The organism is Dokdonella sp. (genome assembly GCF_017744955.1).
Lineage (GTDB): Bacteria > Pseudomonadota > Gammaproteobacteria > Xanthomonadales > Rhodanobacteraceae > Dokdonella_A.
The window spans coordinates 82002-102965 of sequence record NZ_JAGIAG010000008.1; the positions used below are offsets into that span (position 1 = coordinate 82002).

The following is a 20964-nucleotide window of genomic DNA, read 5'->3' on the forward strand; positions in this document are numbered from 1 at the left end:
ACCGCCCCGACGCAGGGTGCGGTGACGTGCCAGAATACCCCCGGCCCGGCCGACTTCCCGGCCGTGCCAGGGGGCGTCGATGCGCGGATCCGCGCTCGATGCGAATGGGCTTTCGTCCGGCGGCGCCCGCCCGTGCGCCGCCGCAGGGGAGAAGGACGATTCGCGACCACGGTGCGACGCATGCTTCGCTGGCGCGGCGGGCCGACCTGCCGCCGCGCGTGCGCGCGGTGCTGGACGAACTGCTGAGCACCACGTACGCGCATTTCGGCGCGGCGCTGCAGCAGACGCTGGACGAGCTCGACCGCAACCTGTTCAAGCTGGCCGAGCACGCCGTCAGCAACGGACAGCAGCAGACCCTGTTCGAGAGCCTCGGCGAATTGCGGCGCAACCGCGCCGAGATCGTGCCGCGCTTTCTGCAGCACGTCGAATCGACGCTGGCGCGCATCCGCGGCGGCAAGACGCCCGCCGCGGCGACGCCCGCGCCGACGACCACGCTCGAGCTGGTCGATCCCTCGGCGCTCGAAGAAGAACTCGCGCAGCGCGAAGTCGCCGGCAAGTCGGAAATCCGCAACAGCCAGGCGCTGTACGCGCTGGCGCATCGCTTCGGCGTGCTCGCTGCGGCGCCGGCCTGGCCGCACGAAACCTTGCCGCTCGGGCCGGCGCAGCTGATCGCCGCCTTCCGTCACGCGCTCGACGGCATCGACCTGGGCGTCGAGCGGCGCGTCCTCGCCTATCGCACGTTCGATCGCGTCGCGCTGGCGACGCTCGGCCGCTACTACGACGCGATCCACGCCCATCTGGTCGCCCATCGCATCCTGCCGAATCTGCACTGGAGCGCGCAGCGCGCGCGTCCCGCGAGCACGCCGATGCCTGCGCAGACGTCGTCGGCCGCCGAGGCATCGCCGGTGCCTGCAGCGAGCGCGCCCTCGATGTGGGCGAATGCGGGTGCCGCCGACGACGTCGAGCTGTTCGGCACGCTGTATCGCCTGCTGGCCGAACGGCGCCGCCGGGAAGGAGGTCACGCGGCCGCGCCATCGGCGGTGCCGGCCAGCCGCGCCGACCTGCAGATCCTGCTCGGCGTCCTGCAGCGCGAGCGCCGCGCGCCCGACTCGACCAGCGCCGAGCCGGGCTACGACAACGCGCAATTCAAACGCGAACTGTTCGACCGCCTGCGCAAGGCCGGCCCGCACGGCGGCGCGCTGCGTCTGCAGGACGAGGACAGCGACACGATCGACCTGGTCGGCCTGCTGTTCGAATACATCGGCACGAACCTGCGCGCGAACAGCGGCGCGCGCGCCCTGCTCGACCGCCTGCACGTGCCGGTCTTGCGCGTCGCGCTCGGCGATCGCAGCTTCTTCACGCAGCGCTCGCATCCCGCACGCGAACTCCTCAACACGATCGCCGAGACCGGCGAGCGCTGGATCGACGAGAGCGATTCCGATCCGGATCTGTCGGCCAAGATGCGCCTGGTCGTCGACAGCGTCAGCGCCGACTACGACGGCGATCCCGCCTTGTTCGGCAATCTGCTCGCCGACCTCAGCGGCCACATGCAACTGCTGGCGCGGCGCGCGGAAGTGTTCGAGCGGCGCCAGATCGAGGCGGCACAAGGGCGCGAGCGGATCGAAATCGCACGCGCGACGGCGCGCGGAGCGGTCGCGCAGGCATTGCAGCACGGCACGCCGGCGCCAGCGGTGCGCACCCTGCTCGAGCAGGCCTGGACCGATGCGCTGGCGCTCAGCGCGCTGCGCCACGGCAGCGGTAGCGACGAGTTCCGCCGCCGCCTCGCGGTGGCGGCGGCGCTGGTGCGCGGCGACGCGGCGAAGACGATCGACGATTCGGTCCGGCAGGAACTCGAAGCCGGCCTCGCCGAGATCGGCCTGCCCGCCGACGACGTCGCCGGCGTGCTCGCCGGGCTCGCCCCGGAACCGGCCGCGACCACCGCCGACGCATCGCCGGATCGGCCGCGCGTCGAGGAGGTCCTGCGCGGCCGGGCCCGCTTCGGGGAACCGGCCGCTCCGGCCGCGACGACCGAACCGGCGACGAAGCCGCAACCGATTCCGTTGAACGCGACCGAGCTGGCGACGCTGGAACGCCTGCGCGAAGTCCCGTTCGGAACCTGGTTCGTGTTCACCTTGAATCAGCAAGGCGCGTCGGTGCGTCGCAAGCTGGCCTGGTTTTCGACGGTGACGAAGCGCTGCCTATTCGTGAACCAGCGCGGCGCGCGCTGCGAGGACCGCACGCTGGATCAACTGGCGCGCGATCTCGTGCGCGGTCAGGCGCGCATCGAGATACCGCCGCAGACCTCGCTGATCGACCGCGCGTGGAAGGCGATCCTCGACACCCTGTCCAAGCCGGATGCGTCCGCGGCGGACCGCTCCGAACGGGAGGCACCGTGATCGAGAAACGCCGCGTTCCGCGCAAGCGTCCGACGATGCCGCTGCAGGTGACCGACGCGATGAGCGGGAGCGTCGTCGGCCAGCTCGGCAACCTGTCGCTCGAAGGCATGATGCTGCTGACCGATATCGCCGTCGTCGACGACGCGCTGTACCAGTTTTCGTTCCAGCTGCCCGATCAGCACGGCCGCCTGCAGCCGATCGAGGTCGGCGTGCACGAAATCTGGAACGAACCGACGCAGCGGCCCGGCCGCTACTGGGCCGGATTCCGCTTCATCGACCTCGGCGAGGCGGAAGAGCGCGTGCTGCGCGAATGGCTCGGCGCGCTCGCCGGCGCCGTCAGCGCACCGCCTTGATCATCGCCGCGCGTTCCGCGCAAGGCGCATAGGCGCGCAGGAAGAACTCGACCGTGGCGCGCACGTGCGTCTCCACCTCGTCGGTGGTGATCGGCTGCGAGCAGCCGCACAACATGCGCGCGTGCAGTTCGCCCTTGAGCAGGGCGAAGAACTGCGAGGTCGCGCGCGTCACGTCGTCGATGTCGAGCTGGCCGTCCTCGACTTCCTGGCGCAGAAATTTCTCGAAGTCCTCGTGCAAAAGACGCGGACCGGAATCCCAGAACAGCTGCGCGAGCTTGTGCGCCGAAGCGGTGCCGGCGGTGATCAGCCGATGCAGGGCGATCGACTCGGGCTGCGTGATCAACGCGAAGAACGCGCGTCCGATCGCTTCCAGCTGGCGGCGCACCGGCGCCTTGCGGTCGATCGAAAACAGCGTCGCCGGCATCTGCTCGGCGCAGCGTTCGCGGATCGCGGCGACGAACAGCGTCTCCTTGTCCGTGAAGTGGCTGTAGACCGTCAGCTTCGACACGCCGGCCTCGGCGGCGATCGCGTCCATGCTGGTGCCTTCGAAGCCGGAACGCGGGAACAGGTTCTTGGCGGCGTCGAGGATCGCGGCGCGTTTCTCGAGATCCTTCGGGCGGCCCGGGCCGCAGGACTTGGCGATGGCTAGAGTCATGGCATTGCTACTGGACTGCTGAGTTCATTTACTATACTATACCGGTCGGTACATGAAAAGCCTGCGCGCGATTTTAAGCGTGTACGCAGCGGCCGAACAGATGGAAGGCAGAGGACGATGAAATCGAGGCCGCCTTCCCTTGAAAGATTCGGTTCACGTACCCCAGTTCAAGTCTCTCGCCGCGTCGCCCGGGAACTCTCCCCCTCCCGCACCCGGGCGACGCGGCCGAGAGCATTATCACAGGGCAATCCGGCGTCTTCGACGCCGGATTTTTCGTATCCGGGTCGATCACATCCGCGTTGGCGTGTGTCTTGCTAGGAGGGACACCATGCAACCTTGTCTGCGTACCGAGCATCTGTATGCCACAACTCGTGCCATTGCCGCTTCGAGGGTTCAGCGATGAACCTGCCGGCGATCGCGACGAACACGCAATCTCCGGGCGGCGACGTCGGTCTGCCGCTGCGTCTGGCGCAGCGCGCGTTCGCGGCGCTGCTGGAAGCCAGGCGCGGCCCAGCGGCCGCCTTCCGGCTGGCGCAGCTGCGCAGCGCGGCGCGGCGGACATTGTCCGCACTGTCCGCGGACGATCACACGCAACTGCAGCGCTGGCTCGGGCTGCAGCTGGCGAGCGGCAAGGCGCAGGCGGCGGATGCGGTGCGCCTGTTCGCGCGCATCGACGCGATGCTGGCCGCACAGGTCGGCGCCGCGCTGACGCGGACCCGCGAGGAGCTGTCCGTTCACGCCGCCGGCGCGGCGGCCTGAACGCGATGACTTCCGGCACTTCGGTCCCGTCCGTGGCGCCGTCAAGGTAGATTGCAGCAAGCGCGGGGAGTGCCTATGCTCCCGATCCTTTTGTTTGCCGGTTGGAGTTGTCCGTCATGTTGAACACCGAGCTGGCCAGACAGAACATGGTCGAGAACCAGGTGCGCCCTTCCGAGGTGCTCGACATGCGCGTGCTGGACACGCTGCGCCGCGTGCGCCGCGAGGAGTTCGTGCCGCCGCAGCACCGCAGCCTCGCCTTCGCCGACCTCGCCCTGCCGATCGGCCACGGCGAAACGATGCTGAAGCCGATCGTCGAAGGCCGCATCCTGCAGGCGATCGCGCCGGAAGCCGGCGAGCGCGTGCTCGAGATCGGCACCGGCAGCGGCTTCCTGACCGCCTGCCTGGCGCTTCTCGCCGACCTGGTCATCAGCGTCGAACGTCACCCCGATTTGGTCGAGCGCGCACGCGCGCATCTGGCGGCCGCGCAGGTTCGCAACGCGCGCCTTGAAATCGGCGATGCCGTCCGCGATTTCACCACCGGCGAACAGTTCGACGCGGTCGTCGTCGGCGGCGCGGTGCACTCCCTGCCGGAGCGCTTCCGCAGCTGGGTCAAGCCGGGCGGTCGCCTGTTCGCGATCGTCGGCGACTCGCCGGCGATGCAGGCCACGCTGTTCCGGCGTCTGGACGAGACGCACTGGCAGCAGGAAGTCCTGTTCGAGACCGATGTGCCGTACCTGAAGAACGCCGAACCGCCGCGCCGCTTTGTTCTGTAAGCGCACGGCGGTGGAATGCCCCCACTTTTCGAGGACGATCGAATGATCCGCATGAGTTCCCTCTCGCTGGCCTTGCTGCTGGCGTTCGGCGCGAGCGCCGCGCAGGCCGACGACCTGATCCAGGTCTATCAGGAAGCGCGCGTCTCCGACCCGACCCTGGCCGGCGCCGAAGCGACCAAGCTGGCGACCGACGAGGGTGTCGACCAGGCGCGCTCGTTCCTGCTGCCGCAGCTCGGCGCGAACATCGACTACACGCGCTCGCGCGGTGGCAACGACGCCGACGGAGTCCTCAAGCAGGAAGCCCTCGACGGCACCCCGCTTCCGCCGCTGGCCTACACCAGCACCACCGTCACCAATCACACGCGCACCTACGGCGCGTCGCTCAACCAGAGCATCCTCGACATCAGCAAGTGGACCGCTCTGAAGTCGAGCAAGTACACCGCCGAGGCCGGCGAGGCGACCTACAGCGCCGCGCAGCAGCAGCTGATGATCGACACCGCGCAGACGTACTTCAACGTGCTGACCTCGATCGACGCGCTGAAATTCGCCAACGCCAACGAGAAGGCGCTCGCACGCCAGCTCGAGCAGGCGCAGCAGCGTTTCGAAGTGGGTCTCGCCGCGATCACCGACGTCAACGACGCCAAGGCGCAGCACGACCAGGCCGTCGCCAGCGTGATCAGCAACCAGAACGCCGTCGACACCGCGCGCGAAGCGGTGCGCCGCCTCACCAACAAGGAACCCGGCGAGTTCAAGAAGCTGCGCGAGAACCTGCCGCTCGACCATCCCACGCCGGACGATCCGGCCGCCTGGGTCGACGTCGCGCTGAAGCAGAATCCGAGCCTGGCCTCTTCCTCGCTGCAGGTCGATGCGGCGAACACGAACATCAACACCGCGCGCGCCGGCCACCTGCCGACCATCACCGGCCAGCTCGGCTATTCGAAGAGCTCGCAGTGGGGCGACACCCGCTACGGCGGCATCGGCCGTTCGTTCCACGACGGCGCCGGCGAGCCCAAGTGGGGACCGTCGGTCACGTTCTCGCTGAACGTGCCGATCTTCAGCGGCGGCTACACGCAATCGCGCGTGCGCCAGGCGATCCACCAGCGCGACTTCGCGCAGGACCAGTTCGAATTCAACCGCCGCCTGGTCGAGGCGAACACGCGCAACAGCTATCGCTCGGTCATCGCCGGCGCCAGCCAGGTCGAAGCGACCAAGGCCGCCGTGGTCTCGGCGCAGAGCTCGGTCGACGCCACCCAGGCCGGCTACGAAGTCGGCACGCGCACGATCGTCGACGTGCTGATCAGCCAGCAGACCCTGCTCAACGCGCAAAGCCAGTACTCGGCCGCGCGCCACGCCTTCGTGGTCAACGGCCTGCTGCTGAAGCAGGCGGCTGGCGTGGTCGAGCTGAAGGATCTCGAGGCGGTCAACGCGCTGCTCGAGTGATGCTCGATTTCCAGGGTGCGCGAACCGCGCACCCTGGCTGATCGCGAATCCGGTTGTGCACCGGCATTTTCGAACTGGGCTCACGGGCCCTCACTCGACAAATGCGATCGCACGAATGTCACTTGGACCGCACCGCAAAAAACGATGCTGCGCGCAACCGCTGAGCTGGCAGTGGTCCGTTCGATCCGGGGCTCTCCTGCCCTCAAAGCCGCCGCCGCTATCGCTAGCGATTTTTCAGCGGCGACGTAGGTGATCGATATCACCGCGATGCATTGCCGCGCAGGCTCGCCAATCCAACGCGACACCTGCTCCAGCAATCGAAAATCCAACCGCGTGAGGCGGCGGCCCTATTGGAGCGGCCGAGAGGGCGCTGACCGGAGTGCCCAGTCGAGTGAACTCCCGAAGGCGCCTCCTCCTCCCCGCCCGCAGCCCCTGGGCGCCGACCAGCAAGGCGACCATGTCGCGCGCAAGATCGTCGATCGCACGGGGAGGGATCTCAGACCCCTGATTCCCGCTTTCCGCCTCGCAAGTTGACACAATCGAATCAACCGGTGTAACAAGACGAACAGGCGCTTGTCCGCATGAGCGTCGGCTCGGGGGTACCACCGCGTAGCTCACTCGCATGGTCGAGTGATTCGCCACGCGCGGCATTTATGGCCACTCAACAATCGCATTGGATCGACATGAAAAAGCATCTGCTGACCATCGCGGCCGCGATCGGCTGCCTGACAGTCGCAAGCGCCGCATCCGCTCAAACTTGCACGGCATTCTCCGGACTTATCGCCACCAAGGGCGGCTCAGTTCAAGGCGACTCCTGTCAAGCAGGCGGGTCGGCCCTTGCAGGGGCATGCAGCAACGCGGAGACATTGAATGGCGCTGGCGTGGCCATCTATGAGCTTCATATTCCCGATGAAGCCTCATATACTATAACTGTAAATACGACCGCATTCGTTCCGTGGCTAGGCTATATTCGTGGAACTTGTTCTTCCAATACGGCGTGTATCGACGATGTTACGCGATCGGGGCCTGGCGAAATATTCATTACGCATAGCGCAGGCGATACCCCTCCGGGCACCTACTATCTGATCGTGGGCGGCGTTGATGTAGATACTCCCGGGTGCGGTTCCTTTACTGTCAATTGGCGCATTACACCGGTCGAATTGCAGTCCTTCTCCATCGAATAATGACTTAATGTCACGAAGATATATTTTTGTTTGGTAAAAAAATCTTCAGACCACCAAAATTAAAAAACCACTTCAGCCATTCCATAGGAATGTGAAATGAAAAGGCATTTTCTAGCCACTGCTGTAGCGGTGAGTGTTTCGGTTTTCGCACAATCCGCATCCGCTCAAACTTGCACGGGGTTTTCGGGCTCTCTCCGCGAGGGCAATTTTGTAGGCGACACTTGTCAAGCAGGCGGCTCAGCCCTTGCGGGGGCATGCAACAACGCGGAAACGTTGAATGGCGCCGGCGTAGCCATCTACGAACTTATCGTTGGCCAGCCCGGCCTTTCCTACAATATTACCGTCAATACGACGGCGTTCGTTCCGTGGCTTGGTTATGTTCGAGGAACGTGCTCTTCCAACACGACCTGCATAGACGACGTCACACGCTCGGGGCCTGGTGCAATATCTATTTCGCACGATACCGACGACACGCCTTTAGGCACTTATTATCTGATCGTGGGTGACGTCGACGTAGACACACCCGGATGCGGCTCCTTTACGCTCAGCCTGAGTGCGCCGGTTGAGTTGCTGCACTTCTCCGTCGAGTAGCGAACTTCGTGGAGTATGGCTTTACATTCTTCATGGAGTCACTCAAGAGAAGTTCTCAGATAGCGAATCGCCTGCTCCAGTCGGGGCGGGAGTTCGCATTCCACGGAGCCTGAGGGCGCGGCACATACGGCACGGGAAAGCTTAGGGACTTCCATTCCCCGCGCCCGAGCGCTCCGCTTCCACCAGCACGTTCTCCACAATCGCCATCGTCCGCGCGACCGCCCCGCGCTCGCGCTCCATCACCGCCCGCGCCGCCTCGCCCATGCTGCGTCGTTCGACGTCGCGTGAGAGCAGGCGCACCACCGCCGGGCCGAGCTCTTCGGGGTCGAGGATGCGCATGACCGCGCCGGCGCCGATCAGATCCTCGGTGACTTCAGCGAAATTGAAAGTCTGCGGTCCGACGATGACCGGTCGCGCCAGTGCGGCCGGTTCGAGCAGGTTGTGGCCCCCGACCGGCACCAGGCTGCCACCGACGAAGGCGACGTCCGCCGCGGCGTAGAACGCGAGCAGTTCGCCCATCGAATCGGCCACGAAACACTGGCAGTTCGGATCCGCGCCGCCCTCTTCGCTGCGCGTCAGCGTGCGGAAGCCGAATGCGCGGCAGGCGGTGGCGAACGGCTTGAAGCGCTCGGGATGGCGTGGCGCGACCAGCAGCAGCGCGTCCGGAAAGCGGCGCAGCACCGCCGCGTGCGCCTTCAGCACCACCAGCTCCTCACCCTCGTGGGTGCTCGCCGCGATCCACACCGGCCGGCCGCCGCCGGCGGCGCTGCGGAACGCGGCGCCGCGCTCGCGCACGTCGTCGGGCACGCTCATGTCGAATTTCAGATTGCCGACCACGGCCAGCCGCGGTTCCGCCGCGCCGAGCGTGCGCAGACGCTCCTCGTCGGAGGCCGACTGCGCCGCGACGAAGCTCGCGCAGCGGATCGCGCGTCGCACCAGCGGCTGGATCGGCCAGTAGCCGCGCAACGACTTCTCCGACAGGCGCGCGTTCGCGACCACGATCGACACGCTGCGCTCGGCGCAGGCCATGAACAGGTTCGGCCAGATCTCCGTTTCCATGATCACGGCCAGGCGCGGCCGCACGCGATCGAGGAAGCGCCGCACCGCCGTGGTCAGGTCGTACGGCAGGTAGACGTGGAACACGCGGTCGCCGAACAACTGCAACACACGGTCGGAGCCGGTCGGCGTGACCGTGGTGATCACGAACGGCGTGTCGCGATAGCGGCGCATCAAGGCTTCGATCAGCGGCACCGCCGCGTTGACCTCGCCGAGCGAGACCGCGTGGATCCAGATGCTGTCCTTGATGCCGGGATCGGCGAAGAAGCCGAAGCGCTCGCGCCAGCGCGCGAAATAGCCGTGATACTTGAAGCCGCGCGCGGCCAGCCGGTAGACGACGAACGGCGTCAGCAGGTACAGCGTCAAGGTGTAGATGAAGCGCTGGAACACGAATCGAGTCGGCAACGGGGGCGGCGCAGTATAGCCAGCCGGCCCGCTGCGACGGACCGTTCGGCTTTCCGGACGGCATGAGCCGGAGTGCACCGATCGAGAGCGCATCGACGAGAGCGTCCCCCACTACAATCGCGCCGATGCCACCGACCGCTCCGCCGTTCCGACCCACCCTGCTCGCCCCGCGCCACTGGCCCGCCTGGATCGGCCTCGGCTTCATCCGTCTCGCCGCCACGCTGCCGTATCGCTGGCTGCTCGGGATCGGCCGCGGCATCGGCTGGCTCGCCGCGCGCGGCCTGCGCGATCGGCGCGACGTCGCCGCGCGCAATCTCGATCTGTGTTTCCCGCAGCTCGACGCCGCCGAACGCGCGGCGATGCTGGAGGAAAACCTGCGCGACGGCGGCGTCATGCTGATCGAGTTCGCGCTGGCGTGGATGGGCTCGCAGCGCGCGATCGACCGCATCCCGCTCGAGATCGAAGGCCTGCACCACCTCGAGGCCGCGCGCGCCGAAGGCCGGGGCGTGCTGCTGGTCGGTGCGCATTTTTCCCATCTGGAACTCTGCGCGCGACTGGTGTCGCAGCGCATCCGCATCGCCGGCATGTACCGCGAACACGAGGACGCCGCGTTCGAGTGGGCGATCAAGCGCGCGCGGCACGCCTACGCCGACGCGATGTTCACCAAGGACGAGCTGCGCCAGAGCGTGCGCTGGCTGAAGAGCGGCGGCACGATCTGGTACGCGCCGGACCAGGACATGCGCGGCAAGGACGCGGTGTTCGCGCCGTTCTTCGGCGTGCAGGCGGCGACGATCACGGCCACACACCATCTCGCGCGACTGTCCGGCGCGCTGGTGATCCCGTTCTTCCACCGCCGCCTCGACGGCGGCGGCTACGCGATCCGCCTCGAAGCGCCGCTGCAGGATTTTCCGAGCGCCGACGTCGTCGCCGACACGGCATGCGTGAACGCCTGCATCGAACGCATGGTACGTGCGGCACCGACGCAGTACCTTTGGATGCACAAGCGCTTCAAGACGCGCCCGCCCGGGGAAGCGGACGTCTACCGCCGATGAAGCGACCGACTGGGGAGATCGCATGAAACTGCTGGGATTCCTCGCCGCCTTCATCGCCGGCGTCGTGATCGCCTTCCAGACCGAGTCGGTACCGATCGGCTTCTTCAGTGCGATCGGCATCGGTTTCGTGCTGGCGCGACTGCACACGCTGACGCGCACCGTCGACCAGCTGCGCGGCGAAATCGCCGAACTGCGCGGCGCGCGCGAGCCTTCCCCCGCCCGCACCGACGCCGCGACGAGCACCGAATCGCCGCCGGCCGTTCCCGTCGCCGCACCGCCCTTCGCGCCCGCCGCCGTGGGCGAAAGCGTGCCCGGCGCGGACGTCGAAGCCGTCGAAACGCCACCAGCATCGACGCCGCCTTCCACACCGCCCCGCATCGACGCCGCGGCGCCGAGCGCGCCCACCGAACCCGGCCTCGCCGAGAAGCTGGCCGCGGCACTGAAGCGCTGGTTCACCGAGGGCAACGTGCCGGTCAAGATCGGCATGCTGGTGCTGTTCGCCGGTGTCGCCGCGCTGCTGAAACTCGCTTCCGACCAGGGCTGGCTCAGCGTGCCGATCGAACTGCGCCTGGCCGCGATCGCGCTCGCCGCGATCGGCGGACTGGTGTTCGGCTGGCGCCAGCGGCACACGCGCCGCAGCTTCGCGCTCAGCCTGCAAGGCGGCGCGATCGGCGTGCTGCTGCTGACCGTGTTCGCGGCGTTCCGCCTGTACGGTCTGCTCGGACCGGAAGCGGCATTCGCCCTGATGCTCGTGCTGGTCGCCGGCGCCGGCGTGCTCGCCGTATTGCAGGACGCGCTCGCGCTGGCCCTGCTCGGCATTCTCGCCGGCTTCGCCGCGCCGATCCTGATCTCCACCGGCAGCGGCAACCACGTCGTGCTGTTCGCCTACTACGCGCTGCTGAACCTGGCGATCTTTGCCATCGCCTGGCTGCGGCCGTGGCGCGCGCTGAACCTGCTCGGCTTCTTCTTCACCTACGCGATCGGCACCGCCTGGGGCGTGCTGCGCTATCGCAGCGAACTGTTCGGCAGCACGGAACCGTTCCTGCTGATCTACTTCGCGATCTATCTCGCCGTGCCGATCCTGTACGCGCGCCAGCAGGCACCGCAGCGGCGCGATCTCGTCGACGGCACGCTGCTGTTCGGCAATCCGCTGATCGCGTTCGCGCTGCAGGCGGCCCTGCTCGACTACGCGCGTCTGCCGCTGGCGTATTCGGCGCTCGCATTGGCGGTGATCTACGCCTTGCTCGCCTGGCGCCTGCTGCCGCGCGAACGCCTGCGCGTGCTCGGCGAATCGTTCGCGGTGCTCGCCGTCGGCTTCGCCACGCTGGCGGTCCCGCTCGCGCTCAGCGCACGTTCGACCGCGTGCACGTTCGCGCTCGAAGGCGCCGCCCTGGTCTGGCTCGGCCTGCGCCAGCAGCGCCTGCTGCCGCGCCTCGGCGGACTGGCGTTGCAGGCGCTCGCCGCCGGCGCGTTCCTGCTCGGATCCTTGAACACGGCCGGCGACGACGCGACGCCGATCGCCAACGGCACCTTCATCACCGCCCTGCTGCTCGCCGGCGCCGCCTTCGCCAGCGCCTGGTTGCACGATCGCGCCGAGGCCAAGCCGCCGCAGGCGCTGGTGCTGTACTTGTGGGGCCTGCTCTGGTGGTTCGCCGCCGCGGCGTACGAGATCGAGCGCTTCGCCGATCCCGCCCTGCGTGCGCACACCTGGCTCGCCGTCGCGGCGCTGACCGGTGCACTCGCCGCGTTCGCGTACCGGCATCTGCCGCGCGCGGCACTGGCCTGGACCGCGGCGGTGGCGGTCGCCGCCGCGCTGCTGATCGTGCCGGGCATGAGCGAAACGGGTGCGCGCCTGTACTCGCCGGCGGCACTCGCCACGCTGGCGTTCTACGCGGCGTGCGGCATGTTCGCATTGCGCACGCTGCGCGACGGCGAAACCGTGCCGCTGCGCGTCGCGCACCTCGGCTGGCTGTGGAGCTGGACCTTCGCCGCGGCGATCGCGCTGGAACAATGCGCGACGGACGCGAAGCTCGCCGACGGCTGGCACGACGGCCTCGCCGCCGTGCCGCTGATCGCCGCGTTCGCGCTCGCGCTGCTGCGCCCGGCATGGCTGGCGCCGCCGCTCGGCGCGCGTTTCGACGGCCATCGCGGCCTGCTGCTCGCTTCGCAGGCGGCATTCGGCGCGCTCGCCTTCGTCGCCCTGCTCGCCTCGCCCGGCGCCAGCGCGCCGCTGCCGTTCCTGCCGTTGCTCAATCCGATCGAGCTGGCGCAGATCGGCCTGCTGCTCTGCCTCGCGCGCTGGCTGGCCGATCCGGCGACCGCGGCGCTCTCCGCGCAGCAGCGCAGCCTGCCGCTGGCGATCGCCGCGTTCGCCTTCGTCACGATGGCGACCTTGCGCGCCGTGCATCACTACGACGGCGTGCCGTGGAGCGATCAGCTGTGGCAATCCAATCCGGCGCAGACCGCGTTGACGGTGGTGTGGAGCCTGGCCGGCGTGGTCGCCTGGATCCTCGGCTCGCGCCGCGGCCAACGCACGCTGTGGCTGGCCGGCGCGGTGCTGATGGGCCTGGTGCTGGCCAAGCTGCTGCTGATCGACCGCCTGCGCCTCGGCAACCTGTTCGGCATCGCCTCGTTCATCGCCTACGGCCTGCTGTGCACGGTGATCGGCTACTTCGCACCGGCGCCGGCGCGCGCGAAGGAGGCCGCATGATGCGTTGCGCGGTCACCATCGCCGCCGCCCTGTTCCTGCGCGTCGCCGCTGCGGCGACGCCGGCCGACTACGCCTACACCTTCCCGATCGAAACGAGCCCGCCCGCGAGCGGCGGCGCAGGGACCAGCAGCGCCTGGCGCATCGAGCTCACGCCGGAGGCGTACGCCTGGGTGCAGGACGCCGACTTGCGCGACCTGGCGGTCTTCAACGCGGCGAACCAGCCTGTGCCGGTCGCGCGCATCCGCAGCGCGCCGGCGGCGCTGACGCGCGAGCATCTCCTCGCCCTGCCGACCCTGGCCCTTCCGGCCGCCGCGGCGACGTCGAACGGAAACGACCTGCGCCTGGTCATCGACCGCGACGCCGACGGGCGCCTGCGCCGCATCGACGCCGGCGAGCAGGCCGCGGCGAACGCGCGCCCGCGCGACTGGCTGATCGACGCGACCGCGCTCGACCGTGCCGTCGACGGATTCGCGCTCGACTGGTCCGCGCCGACTTCCGGCGTGTCGGCGCGCTTCGCCGTCGCCGCCAGCGACGATCTGCAGAGCTGGCGCGATCTCGGCACCGCCGGCGTCGTCGCGCTCGAACGCGACGGCGTGCGCATCGACCGCCGCGAGTTCGCGGTCGCGCCGACCCGCGCGCGCTACTTCCGCCTGCACCGCCTCGACGACGGCGCCGAACTCGACGGTCTCTCGGTGCAGGCACGCTCGACCGAGCGCACGCAGAACGAATCGCCGCGCAGCTGGCTGCGCGCCGAACCCGCGGCCGCGAGCGATACGCCCGACGGGTTCGACTACGCCTTGCCGGCGCGACTGCCGGCCGACCGCGCTCGCGTCGAACTCGCCAACGACAACGCGCTGGCGCAACTGACGCTGCTCGCGCGCGGCGACGACGCCGCGACGTGGCGGCCGCTGGCGCAGTTCGATGCGTACCGCCTGCGCCAGGGCGAGGGAATCGTGCGCAACGACGACGTCGAACTGCCGCCCGGCCCGCCGCTGCGCACGTTTCGCATCCGATCACGCACGCCGCTGGCAGCCGCGCCGCAGCTGACGCTGGGCTATCGCGCCGATGCCTTCGTGTTCCTCGCCGAGGGCGCCGGGCCGTACACCCTCGCCGTCGGCAGCCGCAGCGCGCACCGTCCCGACTATCCGGTCGACACCGCGCTGGCGAGCCTGCGCACGACGCTCGGTCGCGACTGGCAGCCGCCCACGGCGACCCTCGGCGCCGCGCGCGTCAGCGCCGGCGACGTCGCGCTGCGCGCACCCGAACCGCCGCTGCCGTGGCAGCGCTGGCTGCTCTGGGCGGTGCTCGTCGCCGGCGCGGCGGCGGTCGGCGGCTTCGCGCTCAGTCTGCTGCGCGAGAAGAAACAGGACCTTTCGAAATAGCCGGCGCTTCGTCGGCACCGAGCGCTGCGCAATACAGCGCCAGCAGCCACCAGAACAGCAGGCCCCACCAGGCCGAATAGAACGCGAGGTGCGTGTTCAGCGGAAAGCACATCGCGACCAGGGCCAGGCCCGGCGCGAGCGCGCGCTCGCGCGCGGCGGGCGCGGCGCGGCGCCATGCGCGCAGCGCGAACCAGGCGCCGGCGAGCCAGAACGCCAACCCGACCAGGCCGGTTTCGCTGAGCACTTCGAGCACGATCTGGTGCGCATGCGAGGCGCCGACCTCGCCGTCGGTGTCGACGAAGCGGTCGTTGGCCGACGCGTACTTCGGATAGGCGTAGCGGAAGCCGCGCACGCCGACGCCGCTCAGCGGATGCGCGGCGGTCATCTTCAACGCCGTGCTCCAGATGCTGAGGCGTCCGGCCGAGGCTTCGTCGACCGCGGCCTCGGTGCCGCGCAGCGCGAGCAGGCTGCGTTCGACGCGCGCGCCGAAGCGTTCGGAGTCGCGCAGCGCGAGGGTGCCGAGCGCGGCGACGCCGAGCGCGAGCACCAGCAGCGCCAGAGCGAAGCGGCGCTTGCTGCGCGTCTCGTGCCAGGCGATCAGCAGGCAGACCAGGGCGTAGCCGAGCCAGGCGGCGCGCGAACCGGCGAGCAGGATCGGCGGCGTCAACACGGCGAACGCGAGCAGCAGTCCACGCAGTCCGAAACGCGTGCGCGCGGCGAGCAGCACGAACGGCGACAGCACCGCCAGCGTCGGGCCGAGCTTGAGGTTGCCGGCACCGAAGATGCCCGACAGCCGCTCCTTGTCGGCCGCGCCGCCGAGGCTGTGGCCGCTGGCCATCTGCACGTAGGCGTCGAGCAGCCACAGCAGCACGACCACCGCGATCGTCGCGTTCACTGCGCGCCAGCTCGACGGACGCCGCAGCGCCCACGCCGTGAACAGCGCGAACGGCAGGAAGCGCAAGGTGACGCCGACGGTCGACCAGGTCTTGCCAGGCTCCACCGCACCGAGGCCGGAGACCAGCGCCGGAATCCAGTAGCAGGCGAACAGCGCCAGCACCCATCGGCTCGCGTCGCGACGCCAGTCGAGCCGGCCGCGCGCGAGCAGCACCAGCGCCGCCAGCGCGCCGAGCACGATCGGCGCTTCGGCGCTGCGGCCGAACGGCAGCAGCACGATCACGGCGAGCACCAGCGCGACCGGCCAGGCGGCGAGGCGCGTCTTCAAGGTCGACTCAGCCATCGGCGAGTTCGCGATACAGCGCCAAGGTGGCGTTCTGCATGTCGACGAGCCGGTAGCGCGTCAGCGGCGGAATCGCCGGCGCGTAGCGCAGCAGTTCGGCGGCACGCTCGGCCAGGCGCTCGCGGTCGCCCGGCGCGACGCGGCCGGCCGGATACAGATCGGCCAGCAGTTCGCCGACGCCGCCGTGGTCGTAGCCGAGCACCGGACGGCACAGCGCGATCGCCTCGACCACGGTGCGGCCGAACGACTCCGGCTTGTTCGACAGTTGCAGCACCAGCGCCGAGCAGGCGTAGACGTCGCGCGCGTCGTCGCGCGGCGCGCTGATCGCCAGGCGGTCGGCGACGCCGCGTTCGAGGGCGAGTCGCTCGAGTTCGGCGATGTACGCCTCGCGCCCGACCTGGCGCGCACCGAGCAGGAGCAGGCGCGTGTCGATGCCGCGCGCCTTCAGGTCGGCGACCAGCTCGATCGCATCGGGGTGGCCCTTGAGGCGCGTGCCGCGTCCGGGCAGGGTCAGGAGCGGCGCGCCGGCGAGCTGCGGGAATTCGGCGAAGAACCATTCGCGCCACGGCGCGTCGGGCTGGTGGCCGTACGGGAATTCGGCCGGATCGATGCCGCGCGGAATGACCACCAGCTTGGCCGGATCGGTGTGCGGATAGTGGCGCAGCAGATAGTCGCGCACGGTGTTCGACACGCAGATCACGCGCTCGCCGCGCGTCATCACGCTGCTGTAGAAACCCGGCGTGTTGAGACCGTGCGCGGTGGTCACGAAGCGCGGCCGGCCACGCCAGCCGCGCAGCGCGAGCCAGCCGAGCCAGGCCGGCACGCGCGAGCGCGCGTGCACGAGGTCGACCCGCTCGCGCTCGAACAGCGCGCGCAGCGCCGGCACGCGGGCGAGGCTGGCCGGCGACTTGCGCGCCAGATCGAGCTCGACGTGCTCGCTGCCCTCGGCGAGCAGCCGCTCCACCATGCGCCCGCCGCGCGACAGCACGATCGAACGATGCCCGTCGGCGACCAGCGCGCGCGCGATCTCGAGCGTCGAACGCTCGGCGCCGCCGGCGTCCAGCGCCGGGATCAGTTGCGCGACGGTGAGCTTGCGCGACATGGGCGCGGACGTCGATCGAACGGATCAGTCGGCCAGGTCGTACTCGGCGCCGCAGTACGGGCACTTCGCGTGACCGCCCTGTTCGGCGATCGGCAGGTAGACCTTCGGGTGCGAATTCCACAGCGACATGCCCGGCATCGGGCACGACAGCGGCAGATCGGCGCGGGTGATGCGATAGCGGTTCTCCGCGTTGGCGGGAATGCGGGCTTCCGCCGCGGGATTGGGGCGCGACATGGGGGACTCCATCGGTGGTGACCCGCGCGGTCCGCGACGCGCCGCGGCGGGGGTGCGAGTTTAGCAGCAGGACGCGTGCCAACTCCCCACGTCGCGGACCGGGACGCGATCGGAACGAGATCGTCGGAATTCTGGCCTAGAATGCCGCCCGCGGAGTTCCCAATCGACGAGGGGGTTTTCATGGATTTCAACAAGCTCATCGCGCGTGCCAAGGCCATCCTGACCACGCCGAAGACCGAGTGGCCGGTCATCGCGGGCGAATCGACCACGGTTCCCGACCTGTACAAGAACTACATCGCGATCCTGGCGGCGATCCCCGCCGTGGTCGGCTTCGTCAAGGGCAGCCTGATCGGCTACAGCGCGTTCGGCGTCAACGTGCGCGTGCCGGTCGGCGCCGGCCTGACCGCGGCGATCCTCGGCTACGTGCTGTCGCTGGCGCTGGTCTACGTGATGGCGCTGATCATCGACGCTCTCGCGCCGACCTTCGGCGGCCAGAAGAACCAGGTCCAGGCGCTCAAGGCGGTCGGCTATTCCTACACCGCCAGCTGGGTCGCCAACGTCGGCCTGATCGTGCCGTGGATCGGCTTCCTCATCGCCCTCGCCGGCGGCATCTACGCGATCTATCTGCTGTATCTCGGCCTGCCGGCCACGATGAAGGCGCCGCCGGAGAAAGCCGCCGGCTACACCGTGGTGAGCATCCTCGCGGCGATCGTGCTCGGCTGGATCCTCTCGCTGGTCGTCGCCGGCGTCGTCGGCACCAACGCGATGATGGGCGGCGCCGCGATCAGCGGCGCGGGCGGCCAGGTGTCGATCGACGGCAACAGCCCGGCCGGCCAGCTCGACGCGTGGAGCAAGAAGATGGAAGCGGCCGGCAAGCAGATGGAGGCCGCGCAGAAGTCCGGCGACGCCGCGGCGCAGAGCAAGGCGCTCGGCGCCGTGATCGCGGCGGCGGGCGGCGGCGAGCCGGTCGAGGCGCTGGCGCCGGACGTGCTCAAGCCCTTCGTGCCGGAAACGCTGGCCGGCCTGAAGCGCACGGACTTCTCCGCCGAGCGCAACGGCGCGCTCGGCATGCAGGTGTCCGAGGCGCGCGCGACGTACTCCGACGGCGGCGACCGCCGCGTCGAGCTGGAAGTGACGGACATGGGTTCGGCCAAGGGCCTGATGGCGCTGGCCGGCTGGGCCGCGCTCGACAGCCAGAAGGAAACCGACCACGGCTACGAGAAGACCTACAAGCAGGACGGCCGCCTCGTGCACGAGGAATGGAACGGCCAGGACAAGCACGGCGAGTACGCCGTCGTCGTCGGCGAGCGCTTCTCGGTCAAGGCGCGCGGCAATGCCGACAGCATCGACCAGCTCAAGGCCGCGGTCGCCGGCATCGATCTCGGCGGACTGGAAGCGCTGAAGACGCAGGGCGTCAAGAAAAGCTGAAGCCGCGGCGGTTTCCCGCTCGCGGCTTCGCGTTCCCATCCCGCCCGGCGCACGCGCCGGACGGCGTAGCGACGACGGCACCGCGCGTTTCGCGCCGGCGCCGTCGCGCAATCACTTCTTCTTCTGGCTCTCGGCGTAGGCCTTGGCCTCGATCGCCTCGACGGTGATGTTGATGCCGACTTCGTCGCTGACGTTCGGCGCGTACTTGCCGATGCCGAAGTCCGAGCGCTTGATCGTGGTCTTGGCGTCGAAGCCGACCGCCGGCGCCTTGCGCATCGGGTGCTCGCCGACCTTGTTGACCTTGACGTCGAGCGTGGCCGGCTTGGTCACGCCGTGGATGGTCAGGTCGCCGCTCACCTTGAGCTGATCGGGCGCCGCGCCCTTCTCGACCTTGGTGCTCTTGAAGGTCGCTTCCGGATACTTGGCCACGTCGAAGAAGTCGGCGCTCTTGAGATGCTCGTCGAACTTGGCGACGTTGCTGTTGATGCTGGCGGTGTCGATCTTCACGTTGACGGACGACTTGGTCGGATCGGCCTGGTCGAACTCGACCGTGCCCTCGATCTTGCCGAACTGCGCTTCCGGATTGGAGAAACCGAAGTGGTTCCATTGCAGCACGACCTGGGTGTGGCCCGGATCGAGCGTATAGGCGGTACCGGCGGCGAAGGCCGGGGCGGACGCCAGCGCGACGGCGGCGGCGAGAGCGAAGCGACGGATCATGGACAACTCCTGTAGGCAGAACGTGCTGGGGTCGAAGCGAGGGTCGATCGGGTCGATCGATTCCGGTTGGAACGCGTTGCGCCGGGTGAAGTTTCCCGACGATACGACAGACTTCCCCGAAAACGAAGTTGCAGGATGGGTCGCGGTGGAGCGCATCACAAGAGGCTCCGGCAGGAAACATCGTTTCGGCTGCGGAAACAATCGCGCCGCGGGGACACGCGATTCGCGGCGGCGCCGCCGGTCCGCTACCCTGCCCGAATGACCCTGTCGACTCCGACCTGCTGGGCGATCAGCGACGGCGCCGCCGGCAACGAGAACCAGGCCGTCGCGCTGGCGCGCGCGCTCGGGTTCGCGCCGCGCGTGCTGCGCGTGCGCCTGCGCCAGCCGTGGGCCGCGCTGGCACCGCGCCTGACGCTGGGGGCGTCCGCGGCGATTCGCGAGGAACGCGGCGAGGCGCTGGCGCCGCCGTGGCCCGATCTCGCCATCGGCTGCGGCCGGCGCGCGGCGCTGGTCACGCGATTGCTGCGCGAGTGGAGCGCGCGCCGCTGCTACGCGGTGCAGATCCTCGATCCGCGCATCGACAGCGCGGCGTTCGACCTGGTCGTCGCGCCTCAGCACGACGGCATCGACGGCGACAACGTGATCCGCAGCATCGGCGCGTTGAACACGGTCGACGCCGATTGGCTCGCCGCCGGCCGTGCGCGCTTTTCCGATTTCGCGCAGGCACCGGCGCCGCGCACGGCGGTGCTGATCGGCGGCTCCAACCGCGCGCAGCGCATCGACGAGGCCTATCTCGACGCCCTGCTCGATCGCCTCGCCGCGCGTCACGCCGACGAGGGCGGCAGTTTCCTGGTCAGCCTGTCGCGCCGCACGCCGCCGGCGCTGGCGGACAAATTACGCCGCGCGTTCGCCGCGTTTCCGGGCCGCTTCTGGAGCGGCGACGCGGACGGCGCGAATCCGTACGCGGGCTATCTCGGCTGGGCCGATCGCATCGTCGTGACGCCCGATTCGGTCAACATGATTTCCGAGGCCTGCGCGACCGGCAAGCCGGTCTACACGTTCGCGCCGCGTGCGATCGAGGGCAAGCTCGCCGCGTTCCACGCCGAACTCGCCGGCAGCGGCCACCTGCGCCGCCTCGACGATCCGCTGCAGGGACCGCCGCAACCGCCGCCGCTGGCCGAAACCGCGGCGATCGCGGAACTCGTGCGCGAACGCTGGAAGGCGGCTGACGCGCCACGGCTCGCTTCATCCGCTGACCGGACACGCGGTCTGTCCGGCTGAGCCGAAAAAAAGACGGATTTCTCGCAGAGGCGCAGAGAACGCAGAGAGAGAAAAAAAGCCGAAGAAGCTTTTCTCGGCGTTCTCTGCGCCTCTGCGAGACAACGCCTTTGAATCACGCCCCCGGTCCTCCGGCAACCCGATGCGGCGCCCGTCCGGAGAGATCGAAAAGCCGGTTGCGAGACGGCCGCTTCCAACCGGGACTTTCGGCC

Annotated in this window: 17 protein-coding genes; 11 read left to right on the plus strand and 6 right to left on the minus strand. The window is 69.1% G+C overall.

Annotation, left to right across the window (positions count from 1 at the left end; all coding sequences use genetic code 11):
* Positions 1 to 104: 104 nt before the first annotated feature.
* A complete protein-coding gene (locus J7520_RS15480) occupies positions 105 to 2396 on the plus strand; it encodes a DUF1631 family protein (RefSeq protein WP_291190002.1) in 2292 nt (763 codons plus the stop codon).
* A complete protein-coding gene (locus J7520_RS15485; protein ID WP_291190005.1) occupies positions 2393 to 2749 on the plus strand; it encodes a PilZ domain-containing protein in 357 nt (118 codons plus the stop codon). The genes J7520_RS15480 and J7520_RS15485 overlap by 4 nt, the downstream gene beginning before the upstream one ends.
* Here the strand turns inward: J7520_RS15485 and J7520_RS15490 are convergent.
* Positions 2733 to 3404, minus strand: coding sequence for a TetR/AcrR family transcriptional regulator (locus J7520_RS15490; RefSeq protein ID WP_291190008.1), 672 nt, complete (start codon positions 3402 to 3404; stop codon positions 2733 to 2735). The two genes, J7520_RS15485 and J7520_RS15490, sit on opposite strands and share 17 nt — an antisense overlap.
* A gap of 399 nt (positions 3405 to 3803) precedes the next feature.
* Between J7520_RS15490 and J7520_RS15495 the strand changes: the two genes are divergently transcribed.
* From J7520_RS15495 to J7520_RS15510, 4 genes are all read left to right on the plus strand, one after another.
* On the plus strand, positions 3804 to 4163 hold the full coding sequence (locus J7520_RS15495) for a hypothetical protein (RefSeq protein ID WP_291190011.1): 360 nt from the start codon (positions 3804 to 3806) through the stop codon (positions 4161 to 4163).
* Between the two features lie 116 nt (positions 4164 to 4279).
* The gene (locus J7520_RS15500) at positions 4280 to 4936 is read left to right on the plus strand and encodes a protein-L-isoaspartate O-methyltransferase (protein ID WP_291190013.1); all 657 of its coding nucleotides are present in this window, start codon (positions 4280 to 4282) and stop codon (positions 4934 to 4936) included.
* Positions 4937 to 4987: 51 nt separating this feature from the next.
* A complete protein-coding gene (locus J7520_RS15505) occupies positions 4988 to 6376 on the plus strand; it encodes a TolC family outer membrane protein (RefSeq protein ID WP_291190016.1) in 1389 nt (462 codons plus the stop codon).
* Positions 6377 to 7059: 683 nt separating this feature from the next.
* Positions 7060 to 7560: a hypothetical protein gene (locus tag J7520_RS15510; protein ID WP_291190019.1), complete on the plus strand. Its 501-nt coding sequence runs from the start codon at positions 7060 to 7062 to the stop codon at positions 7558 to 7560.
* A 732-nt stretch (positions 7561 to 8292) separates the two neighbouring features.
* On the opposite strand, the gene waaA is transcribed toward J7520_RS15510, so the two are convergent.
* Positions 8293 to 9597 carry a lipid IV(A) 3-deoxy-D-manno-octulosonic acid transferase gene (waaA, locus tag J7520_RS15515; protein ID WP_291190022.1) on the minus strand — a complete coding sequence of 435 codons (1305 nt, stop codon included), beginning with the start codon at positions 9595 to 9597 and terminating at the stop codon, positions 8293 to 8295.
* A gap of 140 nt (positions 9598 to 9737) precedes the next feature.
* Between waaA and lpxL the strand changes: the two genes are divergently transcribed.
* Genes lpxL through J7520_RS15530 form a run of 3 tightly spaced genes read left to right on the plus strand, consistent with a single transcriptional unit; the run spans position 9738 to position 14756 of the window.
* Positions 9738 to 10664: an LpxL/LpxP family Kdo(2)-lipid IV(A) lauroyl/palmitoleoyl acyltransferase gene (gene lpxL, locus J7520_RS15520; RefSeq protein WP_291190025.1), complete on the plus strand. Its 927-nt coding sequence runs from the start codon at positions 9738 to 9740 to the stop codon at positions 10662 to 10664.
* 22 nt (positions 10665 to 10686) lie between these two features.
* Positions 10687 to 13374 carry a DUF2339 domain-containing protein gene (locus J7520_RS15525; RefSeq protein WP_291190028.1) on the plus strand — a complete coding sequence of 896 codons (2688 nt, stop codon included), beginning with the start codon at positions 10687 to 10689 and terminating at the stop codon, positions 13372 to 13374.
* On the plus strand, positions 13371 to 14756 hold the full coding sequence (locus J7520_RS15530) for a DUF3999 domain-containing protein (protein WP_291190031.1): 1386 nt from the start codon (positions 13371 to 13373) through the stop codon (positions 14754 to 14756). Before J7520_RS15525 ends, J7520_RS15530 begins: the two co-directional genes overlap by 4 nt.
* Here the strand turns inward: J7520_RS15530 and J7520_RS15535 are convergent.
* The 3 genes from J7520_RS15535 to J7520_RS15545 are packed head-to-tail and all read right to left on the minus strand — an operon-like array spanning position 14716 to position 17329.
* Positions 14716 to 15993 carry an O-antigen ligase family protein gene (locus J7520_RS15535; protein WP_291190034.1) on the minus strand — a complete coding sequence of 426 codons (1278 nt, stop codon included), beginning with the start codon at positions 15991 to 15993 and terminating at the stop codon, positions 14716 to 14718. The two genes, J7520_RS15530 and J7520_RS15535, sit on opposite strands and share 41 nt — an antisense overlap.
* Positions 15986 to 17095: a glycosyltransferase gene (locus J7520_RS15540; RefSeq protein ID WP_291190037.1), complete on the minus strand. Its 1110-nt coding sequence runs from the start codon at positions 17093 to 17095 to the stop codon at positions 15986 to 15988. The genes J7520_RS15535 and J7520_RS15540 overlap by 8 nt, the downstream gene beginning before the upstream one ends.
* A gap of 24 nt (positions 17096 to 17119) precedes the next feature.
* Positions 17120 to 17329: a zinc-finger domain-containing protein gene (locus J7520_RS15545; protein ID WP_291190040.1), complete on the minus strand. Its 210-nt coding sequence runs from the start codon at positions 17327 to 17329 to the stop codon at positions 17120 to 17122.
* 180 nt (positions 17330 to 17509) lie between these two features.
* Between J7520_RS15545 and J7520_RS15550 the strand changes: the two genes are divergently transcribed.
* Complete coding sequence (locus J7520_RS15550) at positions 17510 to 18757, plus strand: Yip1 family protein (RefSeq protein ID WP_291190043.1); 1248 nt, start codon at positions 17510 to 17512, stop codon at positions 18755 to 18757.
* A gap of 111 nt (positions 18758 to 18868) precedes the next feature.
* Here J7520_RS15550 and J7520_RS15555 read toward each other — a convergent pair whose 3' ends face one another.
* On the minus strand, positions 18869 to 19474 hold the full coding sequence (locus J7520_RS15555; RefSeq protein WP_291190046.1) for a YceI family protein: 606 nt from the start codon (positions 19472 to 19474) through the stop codon (positions 18869 to 18871).
* Between the two features lie 258 nt (positions 19475 to 19732).
* Between J7520_RS15555 and J7520_RS15560 the strand changes: the two genes are divergently transcribed.
* Positions 19733 to 20755: a mitochondrial fission ELM1 family protein gene (locus J7520_RS15560; protein WP_291190050.1), complete on the plus strand. Its 1023-nt coding sequence runs from the start codon at positions 19733 to 19735 to the stop codon at positions 20753 to 20755.
* Positions 20756 to 20964: the final 209 nt, after the last annotated feature.

Coding starts and splice junctions, on each gene's coding strand:
- J7520_RS15480 (WP_291190002.1), top strand. CDS start 105: ATGGGCTTTCGTCCGGCGGCGCCCGCCCGTGCGCCGCCGCAGGGGAGA.
- J7520_RS15535 (WP_291190034.1), bottom strand. CDS start 15,993: ATGGCTGAGTCGACCTTGAAGACGCGCCTCGCCGCCTGGCCGGTCGCG.
- J7520_RS15530 (WP_291190031.1), top strand. CDS start 13,371: ATGATGCGTTGCGCGGTCACCATCGCCGCCGCCCTGTTCCTGCGCGTC.
- J7520_RS15550 (WP_291190043.1), top strand. CDS start 17,510: ATGGATTTCAACAAGCTCATCGCGCGTGCCAAGGCCATCCTGACCACG.
- J7520_RS15510 (WP_291190019.1), top strand. CDS start 7,060: ATGAAAAAGCATCTGCTGACCATCGCGGCCGCGATCGGCTGCCTGACA.
- J7520_RS15495 (WP_291190011.1), top strand. CDS start 3,804: ATGAACCTGCCGGCGATCGCGACGAACACGCAATCTCCGGGCGGCGAC.
- J7520_RS15490 (WP_291190008.1), bottom strand. CDS start 3,404: ATGACTCTAGCCATCGCCAAGTCCTGCGGCCCGGGCCGCCCGAAGGAT.
- J7520_RS15555 (WP_291190046.1), bottom strand. CDS start 19,474: ATGATCCGTCGCTTCGCTCTCGCCGCCGCCGTCGCGCTGGCGTCCGCC.
- J7520_RS15545 (WP_291190040.1), bottom strand. CDS start 17,329: ATGTCGCGCCCCAATCCCGCGGCGGAAGCCCGCATTCCCGCCAACGCG.
- J7520_RS15540 (WP_291190037.1), bottom strand. CDS start 17,095: ATGTCGCGCAAGCTCACCGTCGCGCAACTGATCCCGGCGCTGGACGCC.
- J7520_RS15505 (WP_291190016.1), top strand. CDS start 4,988: ATGAGTTCCCTCTCGCTGGCCTTGCTGCTGGCGTTCGGCGCGAGCGCC.
- J7520_RS15525 (WP_291190028.1), top strand. CDS start 10,687: ATGAAACTGCTGGGATTCCTCGCCGCCTTCATCGCCGGCGTCGTGATC.
- lpxL (WP_291190025.1), top strand. CDS start 9,738: ATGCCACCGACCGCTCCGCCGTTCCGACCCACCCTGCTCGCCCCGCGC.
- J7520_RS15500 (WP_291190013.1), top strand. CDS start 4,280: ATGTTGAACACCGAGCTGGCCAGACAGAACATGGTCGAGAACCAGGTG.
- J7520_RS15560 (WP_291190050.1), top strand. CDS start 19,733: ATGACCCTGTCGACTCCGACCTGCTGGGCGATCAGCGACGGCGCCGCC.